This is a genomic window from Streptomyces sp. NPDC047081, assembly GCF_040643775.1.
GTDB lineage: Bacteria > Actinomycetota > Actinomycetes > Streptomycetales > Streptomycetaceae > Streptomyces.
The window spans coordinates 1-17,696 of record NZ_JBEYUY010000039.1; the positions used below are offsets into that span (position 1 = coordinate 1).

Annotated in this window: 17 protein-coding genes and 1 pseudogene; 9 read left to right on the forward strand and 9 right to left on the reverse strand. The window is 70.8% G+C overall.

The genetic code is table 11. The annotated features are described in order from the left end of the window. Positions 1 to 264 (forward strand): hypothetical protein (locus ABZ848_RS43705; protein WP_360841150.1); only part of this gene is annotated, 264 nt, incomplete at its 5' end. 83 nt (positions 265 to 347) lie between these two features. On the opposite strand, the gene ABZ848_RS43710 is transcribed toward ABZ848_RS43705, so the two are convergent. Continuing rightward, entirely contained in the window at positions 348 to 989 is a 642-nt protein-coding gene (locus ABZ848_RS43710; RefSeq protein WP_360841151.1) for a DNA-3-methyladenine glycosylase, read from the reverse strand. A gap of 153 nt (positions 990 to 1,142) precedes the next feature. Here ABZ848_RS43710 and ABZ848_RS43715 point away from each other — a divergent pair, with 153 nt between their 5' ends. The 3 genes from ABZ848_RS43715 (at position 1,143) to ABZ848_RS43725 (ending at position 3,170) form a co-directional block, all read left to right on the forward strand. Then, on the forward strand, positions 1,143 to 1,925 hold the full coding sequence (locus tag ABZ848_RS43715) for a sporulation protein (protein ID WP_242774234.1): 783 nt from the start codon (positions 1,143 to 1,145) through the stop codon (positions 1,923 to 1,925). 44 nt (positions 1,926 to 1,969) lie between these two features. Further along, positions 1,970 to 2,509, forward strand: a complete 540-nt coding sequence (locus ABZ848_RS43720; RefSeq protein ID WP_360841152.1) for a YbhB/YbcL family Raf kinase inhibitor-like protein — start codon at positions 1,970 to 1,972, stop codon at positions 2,507 to 2,509. A 154-nt stretch (positions 2,510 to 2,663) separates the two neighbouring features. After that, positions 2,664 to 3,170, forward strand: coding sequence for an HNH endonuclease (locus ABZ848_RS43725; RefSeq protein WP_360841154.1), 507 nt, complete (start codon positions 2,664 to 2,666; stop codon positions 3,168 to 3,170). A 66-nt stretch (positions 3,171 to 3,236) separates the two neighbouring features. Here the strand turns inward: ABZ848_RS43725 and ABZ848_RS43730 are convergent, their stop codons facing one another. The 3 genes from ABZ848_RS43730 to ABZ848_RS43740 form a co-directional block, all read right to left on the reverse strand. Beyond that, positions 3,237 to 4,181 (reverse strand): SPFH domain-containing protein, encoded by a 945-nt coding sequence (locus tag ABZ848_RS43730; protein ID WP_360841156.1) that lies wholly within the window; start codon positions 4,179 to 4,181, stop codon positions 3,237 to 3,239. A 130-nt stretch (positions 4,182 to 4,311) separates the two neighbouring features. Next, positions 4,312 to 4,743 (reverse strand): NfeD family protein, encoded by a 432-nt coding sequence (locus ABZ848_RS43735; RefSeq protein WP_360841158.1) that lies wholly within the window; start codon positions 4,741 to 4,743, stop codon positions 4,312 to 4,314. Between the two features lie 100 nt (positions 4,744 to 4,843). Further along, the gene (locus ABZ848_RS43740; RefSeq protein ID WP_360841159.1) at positions 4,844 to 5,641 is read right to left on the reverse strand and encodes an ABC transporter ATP-binding protein; all 798 of its coding nucleotides are present in this window, start codon (positions 5,639 to 5,641) and stop codon (positions 4,844 to 4,846) included. Between the two features lie 140 nt (positions 5,642 to 5,781). Between ABZ848_RS43740 and ABZ848_RS43745 the strand changes: the two genes are divergently transcribed. Further along, positions 5,782 to 6,564 carry a hypothetical protein gene (locus ABZ848_RS43745; RefSeq protein ID WP_360841160.1) on the forward strand — a complete coding sequence of 261 codons (783 nt, stop codon included), beginning with the start codon at positions 5,782 to 5,784 and terminating at the stop codon, positions 6,562 to 6,564. 90 nt (positions 6,565 to 6,654) lie between these two features. Here ABZ848_RS43745 and ABZ848_RS43750 read toward each other — a convergent pair whose 3' ends face one another. The 4 genes from ABZ848_RS43750 to ABZ848_RS43765 all read right to left on the reverse strand — a co-directional run bounded on the left by ABZ848_RS43750 (position 6,655) and on the right by ABZ848_RS43765 (position 9,311). Then, positions 6,655 to 6,894: a chaplin gene (locus ABZ848_RS43750; RefSeq protein WP_360841162.1), complete on the reverse strand. Its 240-nt coding sequence runs from the start codon at positions 6,892 to 6,894 to the stop codon at positions 6,655 to 6,657. Between the two features lie 188 nt (positions 6,895 to 7,082). Next, positions 7,083 to 7,328: a chaplin ChpE gene (chpE, locus tag ABZ848_RS43755; protein ID WP_360841163.1), complete on the reverse strand. Its 246-nt coding sequence runs from the start codon at positions 7,326 to 7,328 to the stop codon at positions 7,083 to 7,085. Between the two features lie 170 nt (positions 7,329 to 7,498). After that, complete coding sequence (locus tag ABZ848_RS43760; RefSeq protein WP_360841165.1) at positions 7,499 to 8,140, reverse strand: response regulator transcription factor; 642 nt, start codon at positions 8,138 to 8,140, stop codon at positions 7,499 to 7,501. Beyond that, complete coding sequence (locus ABZ848_RS43765) at positions 8,133 to 9,311, reverse strand: GAF domain-containing sensor histidine kinase (protein WP_360841166.1); 1,179 nt, start codon at positions 9,309 to 9,311, stop codon at positions 8,133 to 8,135. Before ABZ848_RS43765 ends, ABZ848_RS43760 begins: the two co-directional genes overlap by 8 nt. Positions 9,312 to 9,538: 227 nt before the next feature. Between ABZ848_RS43765 and ABZ848_RS43770 the strand changes: the two genes are divergently transcribed. From ABZ848_RS43770 to ABZ848_RS43780, 3 genes are all read left to right on the forward strand, one after another. Beyond that, entirely contained in the window at positions 9,539 to 10,237 is a 699-nt protein-coding gene (locus ABZ848_RS43770) for an SDR family NAD(P)-dependent oxidoreductase (protein ID WP_360841168.1), read from the forward strand. After that, on the forward strand, positions 10,234 to 11,340 hold the full coding sequence (locus ABZ848_RS43775; RefSeq protein WP_360841169.1) for an S-adenosylmethionine:tRNA ribosyltransferase-isomerase: 1,107 nt from the start codon (positions 10,234 to 10,236) through the stop codon (positions 11,338 to 11,340). The genes ABZ848_RS43770 and ABZ848_RS43775 overlap by 4 nt, the downstream gene beginning before the upstream one ends. A 300-nt stretch (positions 11,341 to 11,640) precedes the next feature. Then, positions 11,641 to 12,396 (forward strand): transglycosylase SLT domain-containing protein, encoded by a 756-nt coding sequence (locus ABZ848_RS43780; protein WP_360841171.1) that lies wholly within the window; start codon positions 11,641 to 11,643, stop codon positions 12,394 to 12,396. Between the two features lie 84 nt (positions 12,397 to 12,480). On the opposite strand, the gene ABZ848_RS43785 is transcribed toward ABZ848_RS43780, so the two are convergent. Further along, positions 12,481 to 15,021 carry an FHA domain-containing protein gene (locus tag ABZ848_RS43785; RefSeq protein ID WP_360841173.1) on the reverse strand — a complete coding sequence of 847 codons (2,541 nt, stop codon included), beginning with the start codon at positions 15,019 to 15,021 and terminating at the stop codon, positions 12,481 to 12,483. Positions 15,022 to 15,262: 241 nt separating this feature from the next. On the opposite strand from ABZ848_RS43785, the pseudogene ABZ848_RS43790 reads away from it, so the two are divergent. After that, a pseudogene (locus ABZ848_RS43790) lies at positions 15,263 to 17,272 on the forward strand (streptophobe family protein); the annotation flags it as partial. Positions 17,273 to 17,696 lie beyond the last annotated feature (424 nt).

Sequence of the window (17,696 nt, forward strand, 5' to 3'; positions counted from 1 at the left end):
CTGGCGTTGATTTTTGGCACGCTGTTGAGTTCTCAAGGAACGGTCGCTTCCTTTGTACTCACCCTCTCGGGCTTTCCTCCGGGCTTCCCTTCGGTGTTTCCGACTCTATCAGATCCTTTCGGGCCTGATTCCCTGTCGGCGGGGCCTTTCGACATTCACTACGTTAGCCGATTCCCCCGGCAACTCATAATCGAGTTCCGCGAGTTCGAATTCGGGCATGCGGACATGCCGAATTCGCCCCCGCTGAGGGGTGATCGTTGGTAGTGGTTTGGCCGCTTCCGGCTGCTGGCGATTGCCGTACCCGGTTCAAGCGGCTCGGGCTACATTACGCACCTTCCAAGGACGCGTCAACTTCGGCGACGCCTCGGAACGTGGGCCCGATAAGGGCTCACCGTGGGGTCGTTGGCGACCCAGAAGCGCCAGGGGTGAACGCCCCCGTCGCCGGCCACTCCGGTGCGCGGACCGTTGCGTACCTGGTCGGAGGTGATCGGAGTGCCCGTCAGGATGCGCAAGGGGGTGTCCCCCGGCGCGCACGCGTCCGTGCCGTCGAGGTCGCGGGCCACGTCCAGGGCCGTGGCCAGGCGTGCCGGGCCTTTGGCCAGTTCCTTGTCATTTCGGGCCGAGAGTCGACGTTTACGCGCGAGCTCGGCGCCCTCGACGATCTCCCCGGCCCGCAGCAGGACCGCGCTCGCACGGCCCTCGGGACCGCACACCAGGTTCATGCAGAACCACATGCCGTAGGTGAAGTAGACGTAGACGTACCCAGGCGGACCGAACATCACTCCGTTGCGGGCCGTGCGGCCCCGATAGGCGTGGGAGCCGGGGTCGTTCTCACCGTCGTACGCCTCGACCTCCGTGAGGCGCACCGCGATCGGACCGTCCGGTGTCGTACGCACGAGGATGCGGCCCAGGAGGTCGGGGGCGACTTCCAGGACGGGGCGGTCGAAGAACTCCCTGGGGAGTGGCGTACGGTCCACAGGCGCGATCATGGCGCCCGAGCCTAGTCCAGGCGGGTGTGGGCCAAGGGGTGGTCAAGCTTCGGTCTGCTTGCCAGGGTGAGGGCGCGGAACCGGTCGTACCCGGATCGCGTTTGTAGGGATCAAGGGTCCACTCGTAAAGGGTCCACTCGTTTAGGGAGAGACATGGCGTTCAAGAAGCTGCTCGCGAGCCTGGGGGCCGGTGGGGCTTCGGTCGAGACCGTGCTGACCGAGGTCAACGTCGTGCCGGGCGGCGTCGTCCAGGGTGAGGTGCGGATCCAGGGCGGGTCCGTGAACCAGGACATCGAGGGCCTGTCCGTGGGCCTGCAGGCCAAGGTCGAGGTGGAGAGCGGCGACGAGGAGTACAAGCAGAACATCGAGTTCACGAAGGTGCGGCTCGGTGGCGCCTTCGAGCTGCAGGCGGGCGCCGTGCACGCCGTGCCGTTCGGGCTCGAGATCCCGTGGGAGACGCCGATCACGATGATCGACGGGCAGGCGCTGCGTGGGATGAACATCGGGGTGACGACGGAGCTGGCGATCGCGCGTGCCATCGACTCCGGCGACCTGGACCCGATCAACGTGCACCCGCTGCCGGCGCAGAAGGCGATCCTGGACGCCTTCATCCAGCTGGGTTTCCGCTTCAAGAACGCGGACATGGAGCGCGGTCACATCCGCAACACGCGCCAGCGGCTGCCGTTCTACCAGGAGATCGAGTTCTACCCGCCGTCGCAGTACCGCGGGCTGAACCAGGTCGAGCTGAGCTTCGTGGCCGACGAGCACGCGATGGACGTCGTGCTGGAGATGGACAAGAAGCCGGGGCTGTTCAGTGAGGGCAGTGACACGTTCCGGTCCTTCCAGGTGGGTCTGCACGACTTCCACGGGACCGACTGGGCGGCGTACCTCAACCAGTGGCTGTCCGAGGTCGGCAGCAAGCGCAACTGGTTCTAGGCTCGGGAAGCACTGGTTCCAGTAATCGTTCAGGAGGTACCGAGGTGACCGAGCTCAAGCGGCGGCCGCTCCCCCATGACTTCCACCCGCCCGTGCCGGCGTTCACGGTGACGAGCGAGGACGTCCAGGAGGGCGCCACGCTCAAGGACGCTCAGGTCTACGCGGCCGGCAACACCTCGCCGCAGCTGCGGTGGGAGGGTTTCCCGGCCGAGACCAAGAGCTTCGCCGTGACCTGCTACGACCCCGACGCGCCCACGGGCAGCGGGTTCTGGCACTGGGTCGTGTTCGACATCCCGGCCTCGGTGACCGAGCTGCCGGCGGGTGCGGGCAGCGGGAAGTTCGAGGGGCTGCCCGAGGGTGCGGTGCAGGCTCGTAACGACTATGGGAGCAAGGACTTCGGCGGGGCCGCGCCGCCGCCCGGGGACGGGCCGCACCGGTACGTGTTCACGGTGTACGCCGTGGACCAGGAGAAGCTCGGTCCGGATGCGGACGCCTCTCCCGCCTATGTCGGCTTCAACCTGCGGTTCCACGCGATCGCGCGCGCCCAGCTCATCGGCGAGTACGAGAATCCCGCGGAGGGCTGAATAAGCCGAGCGTTCATTGAACGTTTGCCCGCCTCTGGTCATGGAAGTGATCAGAGGCGGGCAGTTTTTATTGCGTTGTCCATCTCGGCGTGCCCGGCCAGAGTTGATCCAAGCCCGCCAGGGGGTGGGCCGGTGAGCATGGGAGGTGGGCTGGATGCGGGACACGCTGGTGCTGAACGCGAGCTTCGAGCCGCTGTCTACGGTGACGTTGAATCGAGCCGTCGTTCTGGTGCTCCAGGACAAGGCCGTCGTCGAGCAGGCCCACCCCGAACTGCGTATGCGCGGAGCCGCGGTCGACATACCGGCGCCGCGGGTGATCAGACTGTGCAGGTATGTGCGGGTGCCGTTCCGAAGACAAGCTCCGTGGTCGAGGCGGGGTGTGCTGATCCGGGACCGGCACCGGTGCGCGTACTGCGGGCGCAGGGCGACGACCGTGGACCATGTGGTGCCGCGGGCGCAGGGTGGTCAGGACGCGTGGCTCAACACGGTGGCCTCCTGCGCGGAGGACAACCACCGCAAGGCGGACCGGACTCCGGAGCAGGCGGGGATGCCGCTGCTTAGGCAGCCGTTCGAGCCGACACCGCAGGACGCGATGCTGCTGGCGCTGGGGACCGAGGACTTCGAGGCCCTGCCGGACTGGCTGGCGCTCGACGCCGCATAGAGGGTACGTGAACTGGGGCCCACCTCCTGAGAGGTGGGCCCCAGTCTCGTACAGGAGAAGTCCGGGTCAGTCGATCGACGGCTTCTCTCGGCGTTCCGGGGTCTTGTCCGTGCCTCCGCCGCCCGAACCGCCCGCCATGGGGCCGAAGTTGCCCATCGCGCCGGAGAGGCCCTTGAGGGCGTCGCCGATTTCGCTGGGGACGATCCAGAGCTTGTTGGCGTCGCCCTCGGCGATCTTCGGGAGCATCTGGAGGTACTGGTAGGAGAGGAGCTTCTGGTCCGGGTCGCCGGCGTGGATGGCCTCGAAGACCGTGCGGACGGCCTGGGCTTCGCCCTCCGCGCGCAGGGCGGCGGCCTTCGCCTCACCTTCGGCGCGCAGGATCTGGGACTGCTTCTCACCTTCGGCGGTGAGGATCGCGGCCTGGCGCGTACCTTCGGCGGTGAGGATCGCGGCGCGCTTGTCACGGTCGGCGCGCATCTGCTTCTCCATCGAGTCCTGGATGGAGGTGGGCGGTTCGATCGCCTTGAGCTCGACGCGGTTGACGCGGATGCCCCACTTGCCGGTGGCCTCGTCGAGGACTCCGCGCAGGGCCGCGTTGATCTCCTCGCGGGAGGTCAGGGTGCGCTCGAGGTCCATGCCGCCGATGATGTTGCGGAGCGTGGTGACGGTGAGCTGCTCGATGGCCTGGATGTAGCTGGCGACCTCGTAGGTGGCCGCGCGGGCGTCCGTCACCTGGTAGTAGATGACGGTGTCGATGTTCACGACCAGGTTGTCCTGGGTGATCACCGGCTGCGGCGGGAACGGTACGACCTGTTCACGCAGGTCGATGCGGTTGCGGATGGTGTCGATGAACGGGACGACGATGTTGAGGCCCGCGTTCAGCGTCCGCGTGTAGCGGCCGAAGCGCTCGACGATCGCGGCGCTGGCCTGTGGAATGACTTGGATTGTCCTGATCAGGGCGATGAAGACCAACACCACCAGAATGATCAGGACGATGATGACCGGTTCCATCGTCGTTCCCCGTACCCTTCTCCGCCTCGGCGCTCTCGGAAGATCTTATGTTGTTGAAGATCTTGCTGGTCGAGTCTGACAGACCGTAGTACAACTCGTGGGCTGTTCGGTTCAGTTGAGTCGTACGAGGTCAGATGACGATCGCGGTGGCCCCCTCGATCTCCACGACGTCCACTTCCTGACCTACTTCGTAGGCGCGTCCGGTGTCGAGGGCGCGGGCCGACCAGACCTCCCCGGCCAGCTTGATCCGGCCACCGGAGCCGTCCACGCGCTCCAGTACGACGGCCTGCTTCCCCTTCAACGCGTCGACGCCGGTGGCGAGTCGGGGGCGTTGGGTGCCGTGCCTGACCGCGATGGGCCGGACGACGGCGATGAGGGCGACCGACACGACGACGAAGGCGAGTACCTGGGCCACGGCGCCGAAGCCGAGGCCGGCGAAGCCCGCTGCGGCGACGGCGCCCACCGCGAGCATGCCGAACTCCGGCATCGCCGTCACCACGAGCGGGATTCCGAGCGCGGCCGCGCCGACCAGCCACCACACCCATGCGTCGATGTCGTTCACATGGTCATGGTATGACCGCCGGTCACGTCACCGACAGGGCGCAAAGCCCGTTGCCGACTTCTTCGCAGAATGCCCGCAACCGGCTTCTTTTCGGGGGGAGTCAGGACAGCGGGAGGCCCTGGGCGGTCCAGCGCTCGCCGACCTGCTCGACGACGAGGGGGAGGCCGAAGCAGAGGGAGAGGTTGCGGGAGGTGAGTTCGAGTTCCAGCGGGCCGGCGGCGAGGACCCTGCCCTGGCGGATCATGAGGACGTGGGTGAAGCCGGGGGCGATCTCCTCGACGTGGTGGGTGACCATGAGCATCGAGGGGGCGATGGGGTCGCGGGCGAGCCGGCCGAGGCGGCGGACCAGGTCCTCGCGGCCGCCGAGGTCGAGGCCGGCGGCGGGCTCGTCGAGCAGGAGCAGTTCGGGGTCGGTCATCAGGGCGCGGGCGATGAGGGTGCGCTTGCGCTCGCCCTCGGAGAGGGTGCCGAACTTCCGGTCGAGGTAGTCGCTCATGCCGAGGCGGTCGAGGAAGGCGCGGGCACGCTGCTCGTCGATCTGGTCGTACTCCTCCTGCCAGCCGGCGGTCATGCCGTACGCGGCGGTGAGGACGGTCTGCAGGACGGTCTGGCGCTTGGGGAGCTTGTCGGCCATGGCGATGCCGGCCACGCCGATGCGGGGGCGGAGTTCGAAGACGTCGGTGCCGGGCTTGCCGAGGGTCTCGCCGAGGATGGTCGCGGTGCCCTTGCTGGGGTAGAGGTAGCTCGACGCGACGTTGAGGAGTGTGGTCTTGCCGGCGCCGTTGGGGCCGAGGATGACCCAGCGCTCGCCCTCCTTGACCGACCAGGAGACCTCCTCCACCAGAGCCCGGCCCTCGCGGACCACGGATACGTCCTCAAGCTCCAGAACATCGCTCATGAGCGCGTTGTCTCCCCTTGCAGTGTGACCGGTCTCGGCGTCTCGGCAGTCGTGCGCGCGCTTTCGGGCGCAGCCCTCGATGAAATCTACGCCACCGGTCGGCCGGTCCATTCCATCGGTCCGGTCCTTAGGGTGGGGGCATGCTTTCGGAACCACGTTCAGGACGCCTCGCGGCTTGGGGAAACGCCCTTTTGGCCGGACTTGTGTCACCGGACGACGCCGTGCTGGCGATCGTCGGGGACGATGCCGTGCACCGGATGGAGGGGTTGCCCGGCGAGTCGGGGCAGGTCGGGCTGACACTCGCGCTGGGCCGGCTGCGGGCACTCGGGGTGACCGGGCTCCGGGTCGCGCTGCCGGCGCCGGGCCATCCGCTGGGGCTGAGCGGACCGCCGGAGTTCAACGCGCGGGCGATGGAGGCCGAGGAGGCGGTCGTCTGTTACGGCGCCGCGCTCGGGCTGGTGCCCGAGGTGTACGAGGCCGGGCCCGACGGCGATGTGCATGTCGAGGTCGTGTGGCACTGCCTGCCGGTGCGGGAGGCGCCGCCGGCCGATGTGCCCTCGCTCGGTGAGGCGGAGCGGGAGCTGGCGGAGGCGCTGCGGGAGGCGACCGAGGTGTTGTCGCGGCTGGACGTGGCCGGGTCGGGGCCGGTGGCGGAGGCGGCGATCGACGCGTACCGGGCGCGGGCCGAGCGGGGGCGCGAGGCGCTGGCGCCGGGGTATCCGCCGCGGGCGGTGCGGGTGCTCGAGCTGGCGGAGCGGGTGGGGCTGCTGGTGTCGCTCGCTTCGCGGAACGGGCACGGGGGTGCGGTGAGCGCCGGGGAGATGGCGGCGCGGGGTGCTGCGCTGCGGCCGGTGGAGCGGACGGCTCGGCGGGCGCAGGTGGCGGCGTACAACGCGTATGTGGAGGAGCGGGAGCGGGGCTGACCGCGCCGGGCGCGGTGCCTGCGGCCGCGTACGCGAAAGGGCCCCGCCGGTCGCCGTTGACCAATGGGGCCCTGTGCGCGTCTGCCGACGTCAGTCGTTCGCGCCCTGGTTGCCGAAGGCCGGGTTGAGCAGGGCGATCAGGTTGGCGGTGTTGCCGACCACGTTGACGGGGACGTGGACCGGGACCTGGACGAGGTTGCCCGAGCCGACGCCCGGCGACTTCACGGCCGCGCCGTCGGCACTCGAGTCCGCGACAGCGGCACCGGCAGCGGCACCCGTGGCGATACCGGCGACGGTGAGGGCCACGGCGGCCTTCTTGGCGATGTTCATGAGAAGCCTTCCTCCTGCGATCACGTGACGACCCGGCCGCGGGTCGTGCGCTGTTCAACGCGGGAGGGTGGGGCGATGGCACGGAGAACTGACGCCAACTGCCCGTTCGGATCATTCGAACGACTAGCTGACCGGCCTCCCGGGAGCGCCCGGGAGGCCGGAGGTCGCTGTCCGCCCGGCGGCGGACCTCAGTGGTTGAGGCCGAGGTTGCCGAAGGCGGGGTTGAGCACGCCGATGACGTTCACGCTGTTGCCCACGGCGTTCACCGGGATGTGCACCGGGGCCTGGACGAGGTTGCCCGAGACCACGCCCGGGGAGCCCACGGCCTGGCCGTCGGCGTGCGAGCCGTCGGTGGCGGAGGCCATCCCGGCCCCGGCGGCGATCAGCCCGCCGGCCACCATCGTCACGGCCGCTGCCTTCTTCAGGTTCTTCACTTCTGACCCCTCCTAGCGATTGCCGCGGCAGTCGCCGCAGCACGCACTGGAGAACGGCGGAGATCCACAGAGGATGCGCCATCCGGGGGACATTCCCACGACGGTATGAATCTCAGTCCGGAGCGGAACCCTCCGTATTGCCGCCGCCGCTCCGTCGCGCACGGCGTGTTTCAGCCGGTCACGCCGTGTCGTACGGCCCAGAGGGCGGCCTGGGTGCGGTCCGCGAGGTCGAGCTTCATCAGGATGTTCGAGACGTGGGTCTTGACGGTCTTCTCGGACAGCACGAGGGCGCGGGCGATCTCGCGGTTGGAGCGGCCGTCCGCTATCAGCCCGAGCACCTCGCGCTCCCGCTCGGTGAGCGAACCGCCTCTGCCCTGCCCCGAGTTGGCCTCCTCCTGCGACAACAGGGCGCCCGCGACCTCGGGTTGGAGCAGGATGTGCCCGGCGTGCACCGAGCGGATGGCGCCGGCGAGGGCGTCCGGGTCCACGTCCTTGTAGACGTATCCGGCGGCGCCCGCGCGCAGGGCCGGGACGACCGTGCGCTGTTCGGTGAAGCTGGTGACGATCAGCACGCGCGCGGGGTTGGCGAGTTCGCGGAGCTTGCGGAGGGCGTCGACGCCGTCCATGCCCGGCATCTTGACGTCCATGAGGACGACGTCTGGGCGCAGTTCCTCGGCGCGGGCGACTCCCTCGGCGCCGTCGGCGGCCTCGCCCACGACCTCGATGTCGTCCTGCACTTCGAGGAACGTGCGCAGGCCGCGGCGGACCACCTGGTGGTCGTCGACCAGCAGCACCCTGATTGCGTCAGCCACCGGGGACCTCCATCTCGATCGTGGTGCCCTTCCCGGGCGCCGATTCCACGGTCAGCACACCGCCGACCCCGCTCGCGCGGTCACGCATGGACACCAGGCCCAGGTGGCGCCCCGCCCGCCGTGTCATGTGCGGGTCGAAGCCGCCGCCGTCGTCCGTGACCCGCAGGACGGCGGCCATGCCGCGCCGGGCCAGGGTCACGTCCACGTGCTCCGCACCGGAGTGCCGCAGGGCGTTGTGCAGGGCCTCCTGGGCGACCCGCAGGAGGGCCTCCTCCTGGGCGGCGGGCAGGGCGCGCACGCCGTGGCTGTCGAAGGTCACGCGCGCGGTGTGGGCGCGGTCGAGGACCTGGATCTGGGTGCGCAGGGTGGCGACGAGGCCGTCCTCGTCGAGGGCCGCGGGGCGCAACTCGACGACGGCGGCGCGCAGTTCGTCGACCGCCTCGGCGGCGAGCGCGGCCACCTGCTGCATCTCTCCCCTGGCGCGGGACGGGTCGCGGTCGACGAGGGCGGCGGCGGCCTGGGCGGTCAGGCGCAGGGAGAAGAGCTTCTGGCTGACCGCGTCATGCAGTTCGTGCGCGAGGCGGGAGCGCTCCTCGGCGATGGTCAGCTCGCGGCTGCGCTCGTACAGGCGGGCGTTGGTGAGGGCGATCGCGGCGTGCTGGGCGAGGATGGCGAGCAGTTCCTCGTCCTCCTCGGTGAAGCCGCAGCCGCCTTCCGGTTTCGGGCTCGGGTGGTGTGGGGGGTTTCCCCCCACAGGACGCAGCTTGTTGGCCAGGAACAGGGCGCCGATGACCTCGTCGCCGTCCCGGATCGGCAGGCCCAGGAAGTCGGACATGTCGGGGTGGGCGGACGGCCAGCCCTCGAAGCGGGGGTCCTTGCGCACGTCGGCCAGCCGCTCGGCCTTGGCCTGTTGGAGCATGGCGGCGAGGATGCCGTGCTGGCGCGGGAGCGGGCCGATGGCCTTCCACTGCGCGTCGCTGACGCCGTCCACGACGAACTGGGCGAAGCCGCCGTGGTCGTCGGGGACGCCGAGCGCCGCGTACTGCGCGCCGAGCAGCTCGCGGGCCGAGGCGACGATCGTCTTGAGGACGTCGCGCACCTCCAGATGCCTGCTCATGGCCAGCAGCGCGGCACTGACCGCGGCGAGGCCGGACCGGGGGCCTTGACTCATGACCTCACGGTACCGGCGGGGTGTGACAGCGCGGATCGGACCTGTGGGGGCGGTGACCGGGCCGGTGGGCCTAGGGCCGGTGACCTAGTCCGCGGGCCCGGGACCGGCGGCGTAGGCCGAAGGGCCCCGGCGCTTTGCGGCCCGCGTCCGAGGCGGCGCGGGCGGACCGGTTCCTAGGTTGAAGTCACCGCCGATCGAGGGGCGGGCGAGACGAGGGGACGTGGGTCATGCCGGTAGCGATCATCACGGGAGCGTCGAAGGGGCTGGGGCGGGCGCTCTCCGAGGCGCTGGCCGCGCGCGGCTGGGATCTGGTGCTGGACGCCAGGACGGCGGAGGTGCTCCGGGAGACGGCGGCGGGGCTGGACGCGTACGGCACGCGCGTGACGGCGCTGCCCGGGGATGTCACGGACGCCGCCCACCGGTCCGAGCTGGTGGCGGCGGCCTGGAAGCTCGGCGGTGTCGATCTGCTGGTGAACAACGCGAGCGCGCTGGGCGCCGAGCCGCTCGTACGGCTGGACGGGCTGCCCCTGGAGGGGCTGCGGACGGCGCTGGAGGTGAATGTGGTGGCCGCGCTGGGCCTGGTCCAGGAGGCGCTGCCGCTGCTGCGCGCGTCCGGGGCGGGTGCGGTGATCGCGGTCAGCTCGGACGCGGCCGCCGAGGCCTACGAGACCTGGGGCGGGTACGGCGCGTCCAAGGCGGCCCTGGACCATCTCGCGGCGGTGCTCGGCGCGGAGGAGCCCGGGCTGCGGGTGTGGGCGGTGGACCCCGGGGACATGGCGACGGACCTGTACGCGGCGGCCGTACCGGAGGACGGGGATCCGCGGCCGGCGCCGGCGAGTGTGGTGCCCGGGTTCCTGCGGCTGCTGGACGAGCGGCCGGCGAGCGGGCGGTACTCGGCGCCGTCGCTGCTGGTGGAGGGGCGATGACGCTGGCGGTGAGGGTGCCGGAGGAGCTCTCGGCGCGGATCCCGGCCGAGCAGCGCGGTCCGGGGCTCGACCGGGACGCCGTACGGCTGCTGGTGTCGCGTGGGACGGAGGTGTCGCATCACGCGTTCACGGAGCTGCCACGGCTGCTGCGGGCCGGGGACCTGCTCGTCGTCAACACCTCGCCGACGCTGGCCGCCGCGGTGGACGGGCGGGTCGGGCACGCGCGCGTAGTGGTGCACTTCTCGACGCGCGGGGACGACGGCCGGTGGGCGGTGGAGCTGCGGGAACCCGACGGGAAGGGGACCACGCGCGCGTGGACGGGCGCGGCCCGCCCGGGCGTCGGCGGGCTCGCCGGGTTGGAGGTGCGGCTGCCCGGAGGTGTGCGGCTGGTGCTGGAGGAGCCGCTGAGCGCGTGCGGGGAGCGGTTGTGGTGGGCGCGGACCGCCGGGGCGGGGGTGCTCGGGATGCTGCGGGAGCACGGGCGGCCCATTCGGTACTCCTATACGGAGCGGGACCAGCCGCTGTCCGTCTATCAGACGGTGTTCGCGCTGCCCTCCGCCGACGGGGCCGGCAGCGCCGAGATGCCGAGTGCCGCGCGGCCCTTCACCGCGCGGCTGGTGGCGGAGCTGGTGAGCCGGGGCGTGCAGTTCGCGCCGATCACGCTGCACACGGGCGTGGCCTCGCAGGAGGCGCACGAGCCGCCGTATCCGGAGCGGTTCTCGGTGCCGGAGGCGTCGGCCCGGCTGATCAATGCCGTCAAGGCGGGGGACGGCCGTGTGGTGGCCGTGGGGACGACCGCCGTGCGGGCCGTGGAGTCGGCGGCGGGGCCGGACGGCGTCGTACGCGCGCGTGCCGGGTGGACGGACCTCGTGGTGACCCCGGAGCGCGGGGTGCGGGTGGTGGACGGGCTGCTGACCGGGCTGCACGAGCCGGAGGCCTCGCATCTGCTGATGCTGGAGGCGATCGCCGGGCGGGCCGCGATCGACCGCGGCTACGACGAGGCGCTGCGCGGGCTCTACCTGTGGCACGAGTTCGGGGACGTCCATCTCCTCCTCCCGGAGGAGGATCCTCACGCAGAGCATTGCTCCAGCAACTGCTGGTGAGACTGTTACGCCCTCGATGTGAGCCCGCGCATAGGGCGCACGTCACGTACGAAGGTCGGTAGGAGATACGGACTGACCTCATGAGCGGGATAGACGGTCCAATCTGTCCGGTTTTGCCCTTCATGGATCAACTACCTGGGATCGTACGTCACACCTTTGCCTCCGCTTTTTGCGGCCGCTAAGAATGGCTGCCGTCGCTCAGCGCCGCGGGTCTCCCCCGCGGCGTTCGTGCGGGACGGACCCGTGTCCCCCCGCCGGACGTCGAGCGACCTCCGCGCTATTCGAAGAGGTCCGTCTGCCATGCCCAAGAACTCCAGTACTCGCGGTCACAGTCGCAAGCTGACCCGCCAGCACAAGATCGCGATCGCCGGTGTCGCCACCCTCGGTGCCGCCGCCCTCGCCTTCTCCGCGGTGCCCAGCAACGCCGAGACCACCACGAGCGAGGCGGCTGCGCCGGCCCACGTGGCCTACAGCTCCGAGCAGCTCAAGGACGTCAAGGCCAACGTCACCGACCAGCTCGCCGCCGACAGCCTGAAGACCGAGGCCGCCAAGGCCCGCGCGCAGGCGAAGGCCGCCGCCGAGGCCGCCGCGAAGAAGGCAGCCGCCGCGAAGAAGAGGGCGGCCGCCGCTGCCGCCGCCAAGAAGAAGGCCGAGGCCGCCCGCAAGGCCAAGGAGGCCGCGAGCCGGTCCGCCAAGCGCGCCGCGCTGAAGAAGGCCGCCGCCACCAAGACCTACGCCAACAACCTCGACGGCTGGATCAAGCACAGCCTCGACATCATGAAGGCGAAGGGCATCCCGGGCAGCTACAGCGGCCTGTACCGCAACATCATCCGGGAGTCCTCGGGCAACCCGAACGCCATCAACGGCTGGGACATCAACGCGATCAACGGCGTCCCGTCGAAGGGCCTGCTGCAGGTCATCCAGCCGACCTTCAACGCGTACCACGTCTCCGGCACGTCCTGGAACATCTACGACCCGGTCGCCAACATCACCGCCGCGGCCAACTACGCGGCCGACAAGTACGGCTCGATCGACAACGTCAACAGCGCGTACTGAGGTCGGCGCGGACCTCTTCGTACGTGAACGCCGAAGGGCGGCACCCCCTGACGGGTGCCGCCCTTCGGCGTCGTACGCGCGTGCCTACTTGCGCATGACCTCCGGCTCGTGGCGGCGCAGGAAGCGGGCCACGAAGAAGGCGCAGATCACGCCCAGGGCGACCAGGGCGAGCATGTCCATGGTCCAGGCGCCGACGGTGTGCTCCCACAGCGGGTCGTTGGCCTTGCCCTTGCCGGGCGGGCTGATGCGGTTGAAGTCCAGCGTGGCGCCCGCGGCGGCGACCGCCCAGCGCGAGGGCATGAGATACGAGACCTGGTTGACGCCGATCGCGCCGTTCAGCGCGAACAGGCAGCCGGTGAAGACGACCTGGACGATCGCGAACATGACCAGCAGCGGCATGGTCTTCTCGGAGGTCTTCACCAGGGCGGAGATGATCAGGCCGAACATCATCGAGGTGAAGCCCAGCGCCATGATCGGAATGCAGAGTTCCAGGAGCGTCAGATTGCCGAGGACCAGACCCTCCTTCGGGATCCCCCGGCTGGCGAAGCCGATCATGCCGACCATCAGGCCCTGCAGCACCGTGATGAAGCCGAGCACCAGGACCTTGGACATCAGGTACGCGGACCGGGACAGGCCGGTCGCGCGCTCCCGCTCGTAGATCACCCGTTCCTTGATCAGCTCACGGACGGAGTTCGCGGCGCCGGCGAAGCAGGCGCCGACCGCGAGGATCAGCAGGACCGTCTGGGCGGTGCTGTTCGGGACAGGCTGCTGGGTCTGCGGATTGATCTCCGTGTTGACCAGCAGGTCCTTGCCCGACTCGATCAGCAGGCTGACCGAGCCGAGGACGAGCGGCAGGATCACCGTCAGCGCCAGGAAGCCCTTGTCGGAGGCGATGACGGAGACGTACCGGCGCACCAGGGTGCCCAGCTGGCTCATCCAGCCCTGCGGCTTCGGCGGCTTCATCGCCTGCATCGGAGGCATCTGTACGGACTGTGGTGCGACCGCGTCGATGTCCGCGGCGTACATCTGGTAGTGCTGCGAGCCCTTCCAGCGTCCGGCCCAGTCGTAGTCGCGGTAGTTCTCGAAGGCGGAGAAGACATCGGCCCAGGTGTCGTAGCCGAAGAAGTTCAGCGCCTCCTCCGGCGGGCCGAAGTAGGCGACGGAGCCGCCCGGGGCCATCACCAGCAGCTTGTCGCACAGCGCGAGCTCGGCCACCGAGTGGGTGACGACGAGGACCGTGCGGCCGTCGTCGGCGAGGCCGCGCAGCAGCTGCATGACGTCGCGGTCCATGCCCGGGTCGAGACCGGAGGTGGGCTCGTCCAGGAAGATCAGGGACGGCTTGGTGAGCAGCTCCAGGGCCACGGAGACGCGCTTGCGCTGGCCGCCGGAGAGAGAGGTGACCTTCTTCTCCTTGTGCACGTCGAGCTTCAGCTCGCGCAGCACCTCGTCTATGCGGTTCTCGCGCTCCTGCGCCGTGGTGTCGGCCGGGAAGCGCAGCTTGGCCGCGTACTTGAGCGCCTTGTTGACCGTCAGTTCCTTGTGCAGGATGTCGTCCTGCGGGACCAGACCGATGCGCTGACGCAGCTCGGCGAACTGCTTGTAGAGGTTCCGGTTGTCGTAGAGGACGTCGCCCTGGTTGGCGGGCCGGTAGCCGGTGAGCGCCTTGAGCAGGGTCGACTTGCCGGAGCCGGACGGTCCGATGACCGCGATCAGCGACTTCTCCGGTACGCCGAAGGAGACGTCCTTGAGGATCTGCTTGCCGCCGTCGACGGTGACCGTCAGATGGCGGGCCGAGAAGGAGACCTCACCGGTGTCGACGAACTCTTCCAGGCGGTCGCCGACGATACGGAACGTCGAGTGACCGACGCCGACGATGTCGGCGGGGCCGAGCAGCTGCGACCCGCCCTTGGGGATCGGCTGGCCGTTGACGTACGTGCCGTTGTGCGAGCCGAGGTCGCGGATCTCCATGCGGCCGTCGGGCGTCGAGTGGAACTCGGCGTGGTGCCGGGAGACCTGCAGGTCGGAGACGACCAGCTCGTTCTCCAGGGCACGGCCGATGCGCATCACGCGGCCGATGGAGAACTGGTGGAACGTGGTCGGGCTGCGGTCGCCGTAGACCGGCGGCGCCCCCGCGCCACCACCGGGGCCCTGCTGCTGCGGGATCGGCGCGGCGGCCTGCTGGGGCTGCGGCTGCTGCCAGCCGGCCTGCGGGGCCGCGTGCTGCTGCGGCGCCTGCTGCTGCGGCGGTGCCTGCTGCGCCCAGCCGGGGGCCGCGCCCTGGGCGGCGTACGGCTGTTGCTGCGGCTGGGCCTGCGGCGTCGACACGGCCGCGGCGGTGCCGGAGACGGTGACGCGCGGGCCGTCGCTCGCGTTGCCGAGGTGGACCGCCGAGCCGGGGCCGATCTCCATCTGATGGATCCGCTGGCCCTGCACGAAGGTGCCGTTGGTGGAGCCGTGGTCCTCGATGACCCAACTGCGGCCGACCCAGCTGATCGTGGCGTGCCGCCAGGAGACCCTGGCGTCGTCGAGCACGATGTCGCCCTGCGGATCGCGTCCGAGGGTGTACGTCCTGGACGGATCCAGCGTCCAGGTGCGTCCATTCAATTCCAGTACGAGTTCCGGCACTCCATGCCCCACTGAGTAGTCCCCCGAGTTACCCCCAACACAGGGAGTCTAGGGATGTCGAACATCGTCGGGAACTATTTCAGGCTCGCCCCCCTGACCGAAAGTCGGACCTTTTGAAGACCACGCAAGGACGCGTCGTCCGGTTCCGTTGACGGGGTTGAAACCGACCCGGAGAGTGGGTAATCCACGCGAGGGGGACATGCGCGGCCAGCGTGCCGCGCCGCGGATCGGGGGGTCTGCCATGAGCGCGTCGTCGGGTGTCGGGTCCGTGAGCAGGGGCTCGAGGGTGCCGTGGGGAGATGTCCTGCTGTCCGCGATCGCCTCCGTGAGCTGGGCGTTGATCGGGATGGCGGGCACGGCGGCGCTCGCGCTGCATCTGCTGGAGGCGGATTCGGCGGGCTCGTTGGGCCCGATGACCGCGGCTGCGGTGGCTCTTGCGGCGGGTGGTTCGGTGACGCCGTCCGGGGATGTGTCGGCATTCGGCCTGAAAGGCGCGGAGGCGCACACGGCGGTCACGATCACGCCACTGGGAGTCAGCCTGGTGGGCGCGCTGCTCCTCTCCTGGTTCTTCCTACGATCCCTGCGCGCGGCGGGAGTTGTGATCGCGCCGGCCGAACTCCTCGCGCGCGCGGGCGCGGTGGTCGCCCTGTTCGTGGCGACTCTGGGCGGGCTGGCCTGGGCCGGGCACGACGTCATCACGATCGACGGCGCGTCACTGGGCCTGGACAAGCTGCCCGGCGCGGGCGGCGGCGGGGGTGGGGTCGACATCCCGGGGCTGGGCGACCTGGGCGACATCGGTGGCCTGCTTCCGGACAACATCGGCAACCTGATCAACGCGAAGGCGGCGGTCGGCTTCACGGTCGACACGGCGCCGACGCTCCTCGGGGGCCTCGGCTGGTCGGCCGGCATCCTCCTGATCGCCCTGCTGGCGTCACGCCGTACGCCACTGCCGCCCGGCTGGGAGCCGGTCCACCGCGTGGTACGCCCGGCGGCCTCGGCCCTGGTCACGGTCCTCCTGGTGGCGGTCGCGGCGGGGCTCGCGGCGGCGGCGTACGCGGCGATCGGCGACGACCATCCCAAGCGGATCTTCGGAGCGGCACTGCTCGGCGCCCCCAACGGCACGTGGCTGGGCATCCCGATCGGCCTGTTCGTCCCGTACGACGGCAAGGCGACGGGAGCCCTGACGAAACTCCTCCCCGACCCCCTGGACGACCTCCTCACGGCGAAGACGGACCAGTCGGTGACGATCGGCCGCCTGGCGGACCTGGACGGCAGGGTGTGGCTGCTGGCGGTGGCGGCGGGACTGATGATGCTGCTGGCGGGGGTGCTTACGGCTGTACGGACGCCGGTGGGGGCCGGTGGGGGCTGGGGGCTCGGGGCTGCGGCAGGCAGCGGCGCGGTGGCCGGGGGTTCCTCGGCCGGAGGGACGGGCGCCGGGAGCGGGGCGGTGGCGGGACCGGGGGAACGCGGGGGCTCGGTGGGCTGGGGTCCGGGGGCGCGGGGCTCTGGGGACGGCGGGTCTTGGGGGGCTGCGGGGGCTTGGGGGCCGGGGGCGCGGGACTCTAAGGACGGCGGGTCTTGGGGGGCTGAGGGTGGCGGGGCCTGGGCCAGTGGTGCGGCGGGGGCTGGGGCCCCCCGGGGCGGCGGAGCGTGGGAGAGCGGTGGCGGTGCAGTTGCAGGGTCTGCAGGCGGTGCGTCGAGGGTGGGGGCTCTTGGGTTTGCGGGGCGTTGTGCCTTGCGGTTGGGGGTTGTTACGGCGTTGACCTTGCCCCTGCTCGCCTGGCTGACGGAGGTGTCGGTGGATGCCTCGCTGTCGGTGTTCGGGTTCGACGCGTTCGGCGCCGGGATCCAACTGCACGGCAACCTCGGGATGGCGTTGCTCCTGGGTGCGCTGTGGGGTGCGGGGGCGGGGGGCGTCGGGGCGTTGCTGGCTTGGGCGACGGGGGCGGCGGGGAGGCGGGCGGCGCCGCTGGCACTCGGGGGCGGGGTGGCCGGGACTGCCGGGGCGCCGACGGGTGTGGGTGCTGGGCAGCCGCAGTATGTGCGGGAGTCGGGGGCGCCTGGGGGTGGGGCCGGGATGCCTGCGGGGGGAGCGGGGATGCCTGGGGGTGGGGCGGGAACACCTGCGAGTGGACCAGGAGCGCCTGCGGGTGGGGCGGGGGTGCGTGGGGGTGAGGCCTCGGGGCCGTACACGCCGAGCAGCTCGTATCGACCGCCCAACCCTGCCACCAACCCGTATCTCCAACTGCCGGACGGGATTCGGGAACCGGAGGATGCGCGGCCGTCGGAGGGGGGCTGGGCTGGTGGGGGGACGCCGCCGGGCGGGGGGCAGGGGGGTGGAGGATCGCCGCCGGGCTCGGGGCGGGCGGGTGCGGGGGCTCCGCCGGGTGCGGGCGGGGCGGGCGGGGGAGCAGCGCCAAGCGGGCGCTGGACAGGTGCGGGCACGCCCCCGGGCGCGGGCGGGGCGGGCGAAGGAGCACCGCCAAGCGGCCACTGGACGGGGCCGGGGACGCCTCCAGGCCACGCGGGCCATGGAGCACCGCCGAGCGGGGGCTGGACGGGCGCGGCCGCGCCGCCCGGCACGGGCCGAGGAAGCCAGGGCACGCCGTCGGACCCGCCATGGGCGAGTGAGGGTTCGCCTCCGGGGGCGCCATGGGCGGGTGAAGGGCCGTCTC

Bases quoted from the DNA above. Each gene is read 5' to 3' on its own strand.
- ABZ848_RS43710 (WP_360841151.1), bottom strand. From the start codon at position 989: ATGATCGCGCCTGTGGACCGTACGCCACTCCCCAGGGAGTTCTTCGAC.
- ABZ848_RS43715 (WP_242774234.1), top strand. From the start codon at position 1,143: ATGGCGTTCAAGAAGCTGCTCGCGAGCCTGGGGGCCGGTGGGGCTTCG.
- ABZ848_RS43725 (WP_360841154.1), top strand. From the start codon at position 2,664: ATGCGGGACACGCTGGTGCTGAACGCGAGCTTCGAGCCGCTGTCTACG.
- ABZ848_RS43730 (WP_360841156.1), bottom strand. From the start codon at position 4,181: ATGGAACCGGTCATCATCGTCCTGATCATTCTGGTGGTGTTGGTCTTC.
- ABZ848_RS43740 (WP_360841159.1), bottom strand. From the start codon at position 5,641: ATGAGCGATGTTCTGGAGCTTGAGGACGTATCCGTGGTCCGCGAGGGC.
- ABZ848_RS43745 (WP_360841160.1), top strand. From the start codon at position 5,782: ATGCTTTCGGAACCACGTTCAGGACGCCTCGCGGCTTGGGGAAACGCC.
- ABZ848_RS43750 (WP_360841162.1), bottom strand. From the start codon at position 6,894: ATGAACATCGCCAAGAAGGCCGCCGTGGCCCTCACCGTCGCCGGTATC.
- ABZ848_RS43765 (WP_360841166.1), bottom strand. From the start codon at position 9,311: ATGAGTCAAGGCCCCCGGTCCGGCCTCGCCGCGGTCAGTGCCGCGCTG.
- ABZ848_RS43770 (WP_360841168.1), top strand. From the start codon at position 9,539: ATGCCGGTAGCGATCATCACGGGAGCGTCGAAGGGGCTGGGGCGGGCG.
- ABZ848_RS43775 (WP_360841169.1), top strand. From the start codon at position 10,234: ATGACGCTGGCGGTGAGGGTGCCGGAGGAGCTCTCGGCGCGGATCCCG.
- ABZ848_RS43780 (WP_360841171.1), top strand. From the start codon at position 11,641: ATGCCCAAGAACTCCAGTACTCGCGGTCACAGTCGCAAGCTGACCCGC.